This window comes from Streptomyces sp. Ac-502 (assembly GCF_045222935.1).
GTDB classification, from domain to species: Bacteria; Actinomycetota; Actinomycetes; order Streptomycetales; family Streptomycetaceae; genus Streptomyces; species Streptomyces monomycini.
Genome location: NZ_JBHFFO010000001.1, coordinates 2,063,452 through 2,076,116, shown reverse-complemented (window position 1 = coordinate 2,076,116; position 12,665 = coordinate 2,063,452). Strand labels below are relative to the sequence as shown.

At 74.1% G+C, this 12,665-nt stretch carries 7 protein-coding genes and 1 pseudogene; 2 read left to right on the top strand and 6 right to left on the bottom strand.

Annotated features, from left to right (window positions below):
• Window positions 1-48: 48 nt before the first annotated feature.
• The 3 genes and pseudogenes from ACEXOX_RS09355 to ACEXOX_RS09345 all read right to left on the bottom strand — a co-directional run.
• Complete coding sequence (locus tag ACEXOX_RS09355; protein WP_406519925.1) at window positions 49-1,758, bottom strand: EAL domain-containing protein; 1,710 nt, start codon at window positions 1,756-1,758, stop codon at window positions 49-51.
• 303 nt (window positions 1,759-2,061) lie between these two features.
• Window positions 2,062-3,252, bottom strand: a complete 1,191-nt coding sequence (locus tag ACEXOX_RS09350) for a lipid-transfer protein (protein ID WP_406519924.1) — start codon at window positions 3,250-3,252, stop codon at window positions 2,062-2,064.
• Between the two features lie 70 nt (window positions 3,253-3,322).
• Window positions 3,323-3,769: pseudogene (locus ACEXOX_RS09345) on the bottom strand (Zn-ribbon domain-containing OB-fold protein); the annotation flags it as partial.
• A gap of 763 nt (window positions 3,770-4,532) precedes the next feature.
• Here ACEXOX_RS09345 and ACEXOX_RS09340 point away from each other — a divergent pair.
• Window positions 4,533-6,560 carry an FG-GAP-like repeat-containing protein gene (locus tag ACEXOX_RS09340; RefSeq protein ID WP_406519923.1) on the top strand — a complete coding sequence of 676 codons (2,028 nt, stop codon included), beginning with the start codon at window positions 4,533-4,535 and terminating at the stop codon, window positions 6,558-6,560.
• A 99-nt stretch (window positions 6,561-6,659) separates the two neighbouring features.
• On the opposite strand, the gene ACEXOX_RS09335 is transcribed toward ACEXOX_RS09340, so the two are convergent.
• The 3 genes from ACEXOX_RS09335 to ACEXOX_RS09325 are packed head-to-tail and all read right to left on the bottom strand — an operon-like array spanning window position 6,660 to window position 10,100.
• The gene (locus ACEXOX_RS09335; protein ID WP_406519922.1) at window positions 6,660-7,508 is read right to left on the bottom strand and encodes a M15 family metallopeptidase; all 849 of its coding nucleotides are present in this window, start codon (window positions 7,506-7,508) and stop codon (window positions 6,660-6,662) included.
• Window positions 7,509-7,566: 58 nt separating this feature from the next.
• A complete protein-coding gene (locus ACEXOX_RS09330) occupies window positions 7,567-8,028 on the bottom strand; it encodes a hypothetical protein (RefSeq protein ID WP_406519921.1) in 462 nt (153 codons plus the stop codon).
• Window positions 7,932-10,100: a TIM-barrel domain-containing protein gene (locus ACEXOX_RS09325; RefSeq protein ID WP_406519920.1), complete on the bottom strand. Its 2,169-nt coding sequence runs from the start codon at window positions 10,098-10,100 to the stop codon at window positions 7,932-7,934. Before ACEXOX_RS09325 ends, ACEXOX_RS09330 begins: the two co-directional genes overlap by 97 nt.
• Before the next feature lie 462 nt (window positions 10,101-10,562).
• On the opposite strand from ACEXOX_RS09325, the gene ACEXOX_RS09320 reads away from it, so the two are divergent.
• Window positions 10,563-12,602: an acetoacetate--CoA ligase gene (locus ACEXOX_RS09320; protein ID WP_406519919.1), complete on the top strand. Its 2,040-nt coding sequence runs from the start codon at window positions 10,563-10,565 to the stop codon at window positions 12,600-12,602.
• The last annotated feature ends 63 nt before the right edge of the window (window positions 12,603-12,665 follow it).

Sequence of the window (12,665 nt, the reverse complement as noted above, 5' to 3'; positions counted from 1 at the left end):
GGCGGTGCCGACGGACACCCGGCAGTGTTCACCGCAGGTGACGGGGCGTCAAGGGACCGGGTGGGGCGGCGTCCCGTCCCCGCGACGGCGGCCCCGGCGCACCTCGTGCCCCGGTGCGCCGGGCTGCCCCAGCACCCAACTGCTCACCCCGGCCAGGGACTTCGCCGCCTTCTTCAGCGGTGCCAGCGCCGCGGCGGCCTGCGCGTGCCCCGTCACGCTGCCCGGCGCGCACACCACCGTCGCCAGTGACAGTGTCACCGGCAGCCCGCCCGCCGACCACGCCGCGTCCAGCACGGCCGCCGCGAACGGCTCCAGCTCGTCCGGCGCGGCCAGCACCAGGAAGTCGTCCCCGCCGATGTGCCCCACCCGCGCCGTCGGCAGCTCCGCCGCCGTCCGGGCCAGCGCCTGCCCCACGGCCCGGATCAGCGCGTCCCCCGCCGCGAACCCGGCCCCGTCGTTGACCTGCTTGAACCGGTCCACGTCCAGCCAGCTCAGCGCGAACCCCCGGCCGCCCGCGATCCGCCGGTCCACCTCCGCGTTCACCGCGTCCGAACCCGGCAGCCGGGTCAGCGGATTGAGCCGCGCCGCCTCCTCCACCCGGCTCTCCGCCAGCGCCCGCAGGATGTCGGCGAGCTGCACCACGCCCATGCAGCGGCCCTGCTCGTCCACCACCGCCACGTCGTCACCGGTCCGGTCACGGTCGCCGTCCGCCGCCACGTCCAGCACCTCCCAGGCGGTGGCGTCGGCGCCGACCGTCCGCGGCCGGTCGGCCAGCCGCAGCGCCGGACGGTCGGCGTACAGCGCGTGCCCGTAGCGGCCGGACAGCGACAGCAGGAAGCGGTCCCGGTCGATGGCCCGTACGGGTACGCCGTCGGGGTCCACCAGCAGCACCCCCGAGACCCCGGGGAAACCCGTCAGATGACTGCGTACCGCGCCCGCCGAGGCGGACATCGGCAGCAGCGCGGCGGGCTGCAGGAACTGCGTCACCGGCGGCCCGGCCGGCGGCAGGACCGCCCCGGACGCGCCGCCCCCGGCATAACCGCTGGCCACCGGCCCGTACCCGTCGCGCAGCTCCGGCAGGTACACGTCGGTCGCCGGCCGCCGGGCGGGCGGCGCGAACAGGAACCCCTGAGCGAGCTGCGCGCCCGCCGCACGCACCGCCGCGTACTGCCGCTCCGTCTCCACCCCCTCCACCGCCAGCACACTGCCCAGCACCTCGCACAGCTGCCGCATCGCGGCCACGGCGGCCCGCCCGCCCCGGTCGCCGTCCAGCTCCGCGCAGAGCGAGGCGTCCAGCTTCACCAGGTCGGGGGCGAGATCACCGAGCAGCCGCAGCGGCAGGTCCCCGTCGCCGACCCCGTCGGCGCAGACGCGGTACCCGTCCTGCCGAAGCCCCGCCACCGCCTCCAGCAGCGCCCGCCGCGGTACGTGCGTGAACGGCCCGCCGACATCGACGGTGACCTCCCACGGGCGACGGCCCACGTCGTGCACGGCCTTGCGCAGCGCGGTCAGCCCCGGCTGCTCGGCGAGGGTCGTCGCGAACACGTTGACGTGCAGCGGCAGCAGGGTCTCCTGCCGCGCGGCGGACCGTACGGCGAGCCCGGCCAGCTCGGCGTCCAGGTCGGCGGAGCGCCGCGCCGCCGTCAGCACGTCGCCGCGTTCGGGGCGGGCGAGGATCTCCAGGGCGGCGACCGAACCGGTCGACAGGTTGACGACGGGCTGGAAGGCGAATCGGAGCTGGTCCGTCCAGGCAGGCACGGCAGCAGAATGCCCACCGGGAACGCGAACGGTGCGTGGTTCACGCACTGTTCACGCATCCTTCCGGCGCACTCGAACGGGTGTCCTCGCGCTTCTCGGGTTCCTGCCGGTCCTCGGGTTCCTGCGGCTTCTCTTGCTTCCCGCGCTCCTGCGGCTCCTCGCCGTCCTCACGGGCCCGTGTGGCGGCACGGGGCTCGGCGGTACGGACTTCCTCCCAGCCGCGTCATCGGTCGCGCCTCCCTGCGCTTTACCGGGCGTCGTCGGGCGCCGCTCCCCGCGTTTTCCCGGCGCTCCCCCGGAGCGTCATCGCACCGCGACCACCGCCGAACCGTGCCCGAACAGCCCCTGGTTCGCCGTGATCCCGGCCCGTGCGTCCGGCACCTGCCGTGCCCCGGCCCGTCCGCGCAGCTGCCAGGTCAGCTCGCAGACCTGCGCGATCGCCTGCGCGGGCACCGCCTCCCCGAACGAGGCCAGACCGCCGCTGGGGTTCACCGGCAGCCGCCCGCCGAGCGCCGTCGCCCCGTCGCGCAGCAGCTTCGCGCCCCCGCCCTCGGCACACAGGCCGAGATCCTCGTACCACTGGAGCTCCAGCGCGGTGGACAGGTCGTACACCTCCGCCAGCGACAGGTCGTCCGGCCCGAGCCCCGCCTCCTCGTAAGCGGCTTCGGCGAGGGAGGGCCGGAAAGCGGCCGGCGGTTCCGGGACGGACGCAGCCGAGTCGGTCGCGATGTCCGGCAGGTCCAGCTCCGTACGGGGATAGCGGGGCGTCGCGGTGGAGACGGCCCGGATGCGGACGGGGGCCGGCACGCCACGCCGCCGTGCGTAGTCCAGCCCGCACAGGACCAGCGCCGCGGCGCCGTCCGACGTGGCGCAGATGTCCAGCAGCCGCAGCGGATCGGCGACCACGGGCGACGCGGCGACCTCCGCCGCCGTCACCGGCTTGCGGTACCGCGCGTATGGGTTGAGCGCGCCCGCCGCCGCGTTCTTCACCTTGACCTGTGCGAAGTCGTCGGCCGTGTCCCCGTAGAGGGCCATCCGGCGCCGGGCGTACAGTCCGAAATAGGCGGGGTTGGTCGCGCCCAGCAGCCGGAAGCGCAGCCAGTCCGGATCGTCGGGCCGGTCGCCGCCCGCCGGGGCGAAGAAACCTTTGGGCGCCGCGTCCGCACCCACCACCAGCACCACGTCCGCCAGGCCCGCGAGGATCTGCGCCCGCGCGGTGGCGACGGCCTGCGCCCCGGAGGCACAGGCCGCGTAGACGCTCGTCACCCGTGCGCCCTGCCAGCCCAGCGCCCGCGCGAACGTCGCGCCCGCCACGTACCCCGGATAGCCGCCGCGCACGGTGTCCGCACCGACCACCGACCGCACGTCGGCCCACGCCAGCCCCGCGTCGGCCAGGGCCGCCCGCGCCGCCACCGTCCCGTACTCGGCGAAGCCACGGCCCCACTTGCCCCAGGCGTGCATCCCCGCCCCGAGCACGGCGATGTCATCGGTCACGGCCGCCTCCCGCTCCGTCGGCTTGCCTCGTCCCGTTCGGCCCGTCGGTTCCGTCCGCCTCGCCCGCCCAGCCCGTCTCCACCGGCCGCCACCACCACGTCGTCCACACGGTCTCCGCGTCCTCGCCGAGCACCCCGGGGACCAGTTCGACCTCCATGCCGACCCGCAAGGCGGCCACGGACACGTCCGGCGCGGCCTGCCCCAGCACCACCATCCGCTCCGCCGCCAGCTCCACCGCGACCAGGGCGCGCGGCTGCCACGGCACCTCGGGGTCCGAGACGTAGGGCGGCGGCGGCCGGTAGCGGCCGTCCGTGTACGACCAGACCGTGCCGCGCCGGGAGAGCGGCACCTCCGTCAGGTCGGTCCCGTCGCAGCCGGGGTCACGGCAGAAGAAGTCCTCGCGCGGAAAGAACACGGCGCCGCAGGCACCGCACCGGGTGCCCAGGAGCCGGAAGCCCGCCGGGCCCGGCCCGTCCCTGGCCTCGGTGTCGGTCTCGGTGAACCAACCCGGTACCACCGGCTTACGCGTACGTGCCACGACCACTCCCGGAACGGACAACGGGCGCGTCACACCCGTGATCTGATGGGCCGTCAGGAGTCTGGCACGCGACGAGCCCCCGACGGAACCCCGTACGGCACGGCCGCCCCCACCGACCGGAAAGGATCATGCGGCTCTCCGTGGTACCGGCTGAACCGGACACCTCCGTACGGCGTCCACCAAGGCAGGGCCGAGGCGGGCCGGGGCAAGGCAGGGCCGGGGCGCGGGATCCACGGGGGTGGTTCCGGGCTCCGGCCCCGCCGCGGCCTCGCCCGGCCCGCGTTGAGGGCCCCGTACCGCCCCCGCTCCTTGACCGGGCGGGGCCGCACGCCGGCCGACTTGCCGAGATCTTCGCGTCCGGCCGAACGAAACCGCCCGCCGGCGGGCCGCAATTCCTGCGGGCGTCCGCCTCCGCCCGCCTCCCCACCGCCCCGCGCTCGCCAGGAAATACCGAGCTACGCGCCTACGAAGTGCCGGATGTCCCCATGGTCCTGTTACCGGACTCCCTGGGCCTTTACCGTCTGACATGTACTGCTTCCGTTGCTATATTCCTCCGCCGAGATCATCCGAGGCGCGCAGGGCAGATGAACGGCACCCCACGCACCCGGAGACGCCCGGCGACGCGGTGCCGGTACGGGCCGGGCCGGCCTCATCGCACGTGACGACGTCACCGGCACGCCTGACCCGGCTGTCGCCCACCCCGTACGCGCCCCCGTACACGACACGACGAGGAAGAACTCCCATGACAAGAACGGCGCGGCTGCTCCGCAGAGCCACGCGTACGGCAGCCGTGGCGCTCACCTCCAGCGCGATGGTCGCCACCCTGAGCCACACCACGTGGGCGCGGCCCGCTGACGGCCGGGAGGCCGGGGCGGACACGGGCTGGACCAGGACCTGGGGGACCGCACTGGGCACGGCGGCCCCCGCGGCCAAGTCCGGGGTGACCGGCCGCCAGACGCTGCGCATGGTCGTGCACACCAGCACCGGCGGCGACACCGTCCGCATCCAGCTCGCCAACTCCTTCGCCAGAACCCCCGTCCTCATCGGGCACGCCACCATCGCCCGCCGGTCCGCGGGAGCCGGCGCCGCCGGAACACCGGTCACCCTGACGTTCGGCGGCAGCCGGCAGACCGTCATCGGGGCGGGGGAGAAGGTACGCAGCGACCAGGCGGCCTTCCCCGTCAAGGCCGACGAGGACCTGCTGGTCAGCGTTCACCTGCCCGAGCCCGTGGCCGAAGCGCCGTACCACGACTACACGCTGACCACTTCCTACACCTCGGCCCCGGGGGACGGCGCCGACCGGGCGGGGGAGGCGGCGGGCGGCCGGTTCCCGGCCCGCTTCACGCAGTGGGCCTACCTCGACGGGGTGGACGTGACGGCGTCCGGCGGCGACGGGACCGTCGTCGCCTTCGGCGACTCGCAGACCGACGGCGGGCACACCACCCCGGACACCAACCGCCGCTGGTCCGACCGGTACGGCCGGGCCTTGCAGGTCTCGGGACGGCACACCAGAGTCGTCAACGCCGGCATATCGGGCAACCGGCTGCTCACCGACTCGACCGGAACCCGCGCCGCCTACGGACAGAGCGGCCTGAACCGCTTCACCCGTGACGTCCTCGAACAGCCCGGCGTCCGCTCCGTCATCCTCTACGAGGGCATCAACGACATCGCGCTGGACGGCGCCGACAGCACCTCCCTCATCGAGGCGATCCGGCACCTCGCCGCCCGCGCCCACGCCGCCGGCCTCACCTTCATCGCGGCCACCATCCCGCCCTTCGCGGGATACGGCGCGTACACCCCCGCCAAGGAACAGACCCGGCAAGAGGTCAACCAGTACATCCGGACCAGCCCGGACCTCGACGCCCGTGTCGACTTCGACCAGGTGTCCCGGGACCCGCGGGAGCCCACCCGCCTCTTCCCCGGGTACTACGACCGCGGTGACGACCGGCTGCACCTGAACGACAACGGCAACCAGGCCCTCGCGAACGCCGTCATGCCCGCACCGCCGACCCGCCCCGCTCCGCGGTTCACCCAGACCGTGGCGGCCGATTTCACCGGTGACGGCATCGTGGACCTCGTCGCCCGTAAGGACGGCGGGGACCTCATGCTGTGGCCCGGCAATCCGGACGCCGACCGGCCCGGCCGGGGGGACGGCACCTTCGCGCGTCCGGTGAGAGCCCTCCGTGGCTGGGACATCACGGAGACGGTGGCCGGTGACTTCACGGGGGACGGCAAGGCGGACCTCATCGGGAAGGACACCGGGAACGTGCTGAAACTCTGGGCGGGGAAGGGGGACGGCACGTTCGCGGATCCGGTGCGGGTCACCGGGGGCTGGTACTTCACCCAGACCGCGGCGGCCGATTTCACCGGCGACGGCAAGCTGGACCTCGTCGCCCGTATGGACAACGGAGACCTGCTGCTGTGGCCCGGCCGAGGAGACGGCACCTTCGCGACACGGAGGACGGTCACCGGTGGCTGGCACGTCACGCAGGTGGTGGCCGGCGATTTCACGGGGGACGGGAAGGCGGACCTCGTCGGGAAGGAGGGGAACGTCCTGCGTCTCTGGCCCGGCAAGGGGAACGGGCTCTTCGGTCCGGTCAGGGACCAGCTGAGCGACTGGAGCCGTACGCAGACCACCGCCGGCGATTTCTCCGGCGACGGTGTCGCCGACCTCGTCGCCCGGGACGACGCGACCGGCGATCTCAACGAGTGGATCAACACCGAGCACGCCGTCTCCGGCCGGCCGCTCCTGCTGACCGGAGACTGGTGATCCGTCCCTCGGCCCCTCCGCTCCTCCGCCACTCGGCGGCGGTCACCGAGCGGTCACCGAGCGGTCGTCGCTCAGTGACCGCCGTTCAGTGACCGCCGTTCAGCGACTGTTGTTCAGTGACCGTCGCGTCACCGGGAAGTCGAAGTACGTGTCGGGGAACGTCTCCGGCGTGAAGGTGTAGTGCCACCACTCCTTGTCGTAGTTGCGAAACCCCGCGCGCTCCAGCCCCTGCTTCAACAGCAGCCGGTTCGCCCGCTGCCGGCCCCGCACCCGCGGGTCGAGGGTGTGCGCGAGCGTGTCGAAGCAGTCGAAGCCGGTCCCCATGTCGAGCGAGTTGTCGGGGAAGCGTTCCTTCTTGGGCGCGTAGCACCGCGTCAGCGGCTCCCCGGGGACGTACGGCCGGGTGGGCGGGCCCGGCAGCCGTACCAGCGTCAGATCGACGGTGCTGCCCCGGCTGTGCCCCGACTTCTCGGCGATGTAGCCGTCACGGAAGAGGGTCGACTTGTCGATACGCGGATAGAACTCGCCCTTCATCCGCTGGTCGCCCAGGTCTTCGGCCCAGTCCACGAAGTGGTTCACGGCGCGCTGCGGCCGGTAGCAGTCATACACCTTGAGCGTGTAGCCGCGCCGCAGGAAGGAGAGCTGGGCCCGGTGCAGTGCCCGCGCCGCGTCCCGGGTCAGGACGCACAGGGGCTGCCGGTAGCCGGTGACCGGTACGCCCATGAAGTTGTGCGGCGTGAAGTACCGCATCTCCTGGCGGATCGTCGGGTCCACGTCGCGCAGTGCGACGAATTCCTTGGGCGCGGGCGTGGTCGCCGTCGTACCTCTGGCGGTGCCTTCGGACGGTCGCGGCTCCGCGGCCCCTCCTGGCGGCACGGCCGCGGTGGTCAGGGCGAGGGCGGTGGCGGCCACGGCGAGGCCGCGCAGCGCGGCAGCGAGTCTCGGCATGGCACCCGTCTACCACCGGCACCGCGCCACACGGAAGGTATCCGGCGCCGCCGGCCGCCTACCCATCGTCGCCCGCCACCCCGCGCACCCGCACCCGGTACCCGACCTCGCCCCCGCCCTGGCGCTCGACGACCACCTCCCCGTCCTCCAGCCGCGTCCCGAAACGCTCGACCGCCGGCCGCTGCCAGCCGTCACCTGCGTCCGGCACGACCAGGCCGCCACCCTCACGGCCCGCCTTCGGGGCCCACACCTCCAGCTCCGTCGTACCGTCGGCGCCCGCCACCGGCAGCACCGAACCGGCCAGCGCCAGCACCGGAATCCGGGACAGCGGCGCGTCCAGCAGCACCTGCCCGGGCCCGTCGTACGCCCGCCCGTCCGCCGTGTCGTACCAGCGCCCGCGCGGCAGCCGCACCGCCCGCCGCGTCACCCCGGGCCCCAGCACGGGCGCCACCAGCAACGCGTCCCCCAGCAGGAAGGCGTCCTCGCAGTCGCGCAGCTTCCGGTCGCGGGGGTGTTCCACCAGATGGGGCGTACGTACGGCGCTCCCGAGAGGCGCGCCAGCTGCGCGAGCGTCACGAAGTACGGCAGCAGCCGCGCCCGCTCCAGCAGCGCCGCCCGCGCGTGCTCCAGCACCTCGGGCCCGTACTCCCAAGGCTCCCGCCTACCCGCGTACTTCGCCGAATGCGTACGGAACAGCGGCAGGTACGCGGCCGCCTGGAACCACCGCAGATACAGCTCGGGCGACGGCACCCCGGAGAACCCGCCGACGTCCGGCCCGCTGTACGGCACCCCGCACAGCCCCATCCCCAGCACCAGCGACAACGAGGCCCGCAGGCCCGGCCACCCGGTCGCCACGTCCCCCGACCAGGTGCCGCCGTACCGCTGCATCCCCGCCCAGCCCGAGCGCGAGAACAGGAAGGGACGCTCGTCGGGACGCAGTTCCAGCAGCCCGTCGTACCCGGCGCGCGCCATCGCCAGCCCGTACACGTTGTGTGCCTCCCGGTGGTCACCGCCCCGGCCCTCCAGCGCGTGCCGCGCCGAACGCGGCAGCGAAGGATCGCCGAACGCCGCGAACGACACCGGCTCGTTCATGTCGTGCCACACCCCGGAGAACCCCTGGGCCAGCCGCTCCGCGTACAGCCCGCCCCACCACTTGCGCACCCGCGCGTCCGTGAAGTCCGGGAACACCGCCTCGCCCGGCCACACCACTCCGCGTACTTCCCGGCCGCGCGCGTCCCGTACGTACGCGTCGGCCGCCGCCCCGCCCTCGTACACCGCGTTGCCCGGCTCGGCCTTCACCCCCGGATCGACGATCGACACCAGGCGTACCCCCTCCTCGCGCAACTCCCGCGCGAGGCCGGGCAGATCGGGGAAGGCCGTACGGTCGACGGTGAAGACCCGATGGCCGTCGTAGTGGTCGATGTCCAGATGCACGGCGGACAGCGGCAGCCCCCGTTCCCGGTAGCCGGAGACGATCCGCCGCACCTCCGCCTGACTGCCGAAACCCCACCGGGCGTGCTGCGGGCCCAGTGCCCAGCGGGGCGGCAGCGCGGGTGCCCCGGTCAGCGCCGTCCAGCCGAGCAGGACGCGCGCGGGCGTGCCGGCCAGGACCCAGTAGCGCAACGGGCCGCCGTCCATCCGCAGTTCCGAACAGCCTGGCCGGTCGTGCCCGGAGCCCGCGCCCTCCGCCCCTTCGCGCAGCGTCACCGTGCCGTCCCAGGAGTTGTCGTGGAAGACCAGGTGCGTACCGGCGTCCGCCACCACGAGCTGCACCGGCATCGTCACGGAGAGCGGGTCGTCGCCCGGTACGAACGCGCCGCCCGGGTCGGTGTTCCACAGCCGGTACGTGCCCGCCCGCAGTCGCGGTCCCGCCGACCGGCCGCCCAGCCCGAAGAACCGGGCGTCTGCGGCGACCTCGGAGCGCTGCACCCAGCGCGACTCCCCGGACCGCTCACCGGCCACGCCAGCCCGGTCTTCAGACGCGCCGCCCCCGTCCTCAGAGGCACTGCCCTCAGACGTACCGCCCTCAGACGTACCGCCCTCAGCCGCACCGTCCCCGGACTCACCGTCGTCCTCGGTACCGGGAGCGCGGTCCCACCACCGCGGCGGCAGCTCCCGCCGCAGCACCACCCCGCCCGGCGTCCGCACCTCCACCGTGCCGTGCCGCGACACCGTCACCGTCACCCGCTCCGACACCACCCGCCAGCCGCCCTCCGTACCGGGCTCCAGCACCGCCCGCGCGTCCGGCTCCGGACACGCCCCGGCCAGCGCGTACGACGGCTCCGGCGCCGCGTCGTCCCAGCCGCAGAAGACCGCGCCGCCCGACGCCACCCGCACCCGCAGCGACGAGCGCGCGAAATGCACCACGCCGCCCCCCGGCTGCGGCTCCGCGCGCACCGCCGTCCCCGGCACCCGCGCCCGCTCCCGGCCGTTCCGCGGCAGCCCCAGCGCGTCCGCACGACGACGCCGCCACGCCGACCGCCACGTCCGCAGCCCCCGTACCGACCCCAGTGCCCTGACGGCCCGGACCGCGCCGGCCGTCCCGTCCCAGCGCGGCCACCGCTCCGACCGCTCTTGATCACGCCCGTCCATGCTGCTCAGCCTGCCATCGACGGCCCGCGACGGGGGCGTCGTTCAGCCCCCGTTCACCTGGGATGAACCAGGACCTCACACACGGCACACCGGTGACGGCCGCGCAGCCGGATCCGGCCACCGGCCGCACCGGAGACCGCTCCCGCGCCCGGGTACGCGCCTGTTCCCGCCCACCGGTACGCGCCTGCTCCTCGCCACGGGAAGAGTCCCCGCCCGCCCAAGGGGTGAGAGCCCGCCCCCGCTCCCGCATACGAGCCCGCCCCGACCCCCGCCCGCCCCGAATGTGAGGTCGACCCTGGCGCACAAGTCGATCACGTGGCATCGTCCTGCCCAGCCGTGTCACACGCACGCGCCCCCGCGCTGCGCCGGGGCGATCCTCCGGGCCGTACGGGGACCACGCACACCGCGTACCGCACGCCCACACCGCGTCCACGCAACGCCGCGTACAGCCGGGAGCCGATCATGACCACCGCACCGCAGTCCGTCCCGCAGCCGGAACCCCTGTGGCAGCCCGGCCCGGACCGCATCGCCGGCGCCCAGCTCACCCGGTTCCACGACTGGGCCGCCGCCCACCACGGAGCCCCCGCCCGCGCCGCCGGCGACCCGGTGGCGGACTACGCCGCGCTGCACCACTGGTCCGTGACCGATCTGTCCCGCTTCTGGCAGGCCGTCGCCGCCTGGTTCGACGTCCGCTTCAGCACGCCGTACGAGACCGTCCTCGCCGACCCCGCGATGCCCGGCGCCCGCTGGTTCCCCGGCGCCACCCTCAACTACGCGGAACACGCGCTGCGCGCCGCCGAGGACCCGGCCCGCGCCGACGCGCCCGCCCTGCTGCACGTGGACGAGACCCACGACCCCGCTCCCGTCACCTGGGCCGAGCTGCGCGCCCAGGTCGGCTCCCTGGCCGCCGAACTGCGCCGCCTCGGAGTCCGCCCCGGCGACCGGGTCAGCGGCTACCTCCCCAACATCCCGCAGGCCGTCGTCGCCCTCCTGGCCACCGCCGCCGTCGGCGCCGTCTGGACCTCCTGCGCCCCCGACTTCGGCGCCCGCAGCGTCCTGGACCGCTTCCAGCAGGTCGAGCCCGTCGTCCTGTTCACGGTCGACGGCTACCGCTACGGCGGCAAGGAACACGACCGCCGCGACACCGTCGCCGAACTCCGCCGCGAACTGCCCACCCTCCGCGCCGTCGTCCACGTCCCCCTCCTGGGAACCCCCGCCCCCGAAGGCGCCCTGGAGTGGACCGACCTGACCTCCACCGCCACCGAACCGGTCTTCGAGCAGGTCCCCTTCGACCACCCTCTGTGGGTCCTGTACTCCTCCGGCACGACCGGCCTGCCCAAGGCCATCGTCCAGTCCCAGGGCGGCATCCTCCTCGAACACCTCAAGCAGACCGGCCTGCACTGCGACCTCGGGCCCGGCGACCGCTTCTTCTGGTACACCTCCACCGGCTGGATGATGTGGAACTTCCTCGTCGCCGGCCTCCTCGCGGGCTCCACGATCGTGCTCTACGACGGCAGCCCGGGCCACCCGGACACCGCCGCCCAGTGGCGGATCGCCGAGCGCACCGGCACCACGCTCTTCGGCACCTCCGCCGCATACGTGATGGCCTGCCGCAAGGCCGGCGTGCGCCCCGGCCGCGACTTCGACCTGACCACCGTCAAGTGCGTCGCGACCACCGGCTCCCCGCTGCCGCCCGACGGCTTCCGCTGGCTGCACGACGAGGTCGCCGCCGACCTGTGGATCGCCTCCGTCAGCGGCGGCACGGACGTCTGCAGCTGCTTCGCGGGGGCCGCGCCCACCCTGCCCGTCCACATCGGCGAACTCCAGGCCCCGTGCCTCGGCACCGACCTCCAGGCCTGGGACCCGCACGGCAAGCCGCTGACCGACGAGGTCGGCGAACTCGTCGTCACCAACCCCATGCCGTCCATGCCCCTCCACTTCTGGAACGACCCCGAGGGCACCCGCTACCACGAGAGCTACTTCGACACCTACCCCGGCGTCTGGCGGCACGGCGACTGGATCACCCGCACCGCGCGCGGCACCGTCGTCATCCACGGCCGCTCCGACTCCACCCTCAACCGCCAGGGTGTACGGATGGGCTCGGCGGACATCTACGAGGCCGTCGAACGCCTCCCCGAGATCCGCGAATCCCTCGTCATCGGCCTCGAACTGCCCGACGGCGGCTACTGGATGCCGCTCTTCGTCCACCTCGCGCCCGGCGCAGTCCTGGACGACGCGCTGCGCGACCGCGTCAAGCGGACCATCCGCGCGCAGTGCTCGCCGCGCCACGTCCCCGACGAAATCATCGAGGCTCCCGGCGTGCCGCACACCCTCACGGGAAAACGGATCGAGGTGCCGGTCAAACGGCTCCTCCAGGGCACTCCGCTGGAGAAGGCCGTCAACCCCGGCTCGGTCGACAACCTCGAACTCCTGCGGTTCTACGAGCGGATCGCCGCCGAGCGCGCCGCGGCCGAGGGCGCCGCGACCGAGCGCGGACGGTAGCGGGGCAGGCGTCGCGGACGGCCGTTGTCAGACCCTCCGATTACTCTCAGTCACAAGTGAGGC

Excerpts from the sequence above, each read along its gene's own strand:
- ACEXOX_RS09340 (WP_406519923.1), top strand. The coding sequence starts at position 4,533 with ATGACAAGAACGGCGCGGCTGCTCCGCAGAGCCACGCGTACGGCAGCC.
- ACEXOX_RS09335 (WP_406519922.1), bottom strand. The coding sequence starts at position 7,508 with ATGCCGAGACTCGCTGCCGCGCTGCGCGGCCTCGCCGTGGCCGCCACC.
- ACEXOX_RS09325 (WP_406519920.1), bottom strand. The coding sequence starts at position 10,100 with ATGGACGGGCGTGATCAAGAGCGGTCGGAGCGGTGGCCGCGCTGGGAC.
- ACEXOX_RS09320 (WP_406519919.1), top strand. The coding sequence starts at position 10,563 with ATGACCACCGCACCGCAGTCCGTCCCGCAGCCGGAACCCCTGTGGCAG.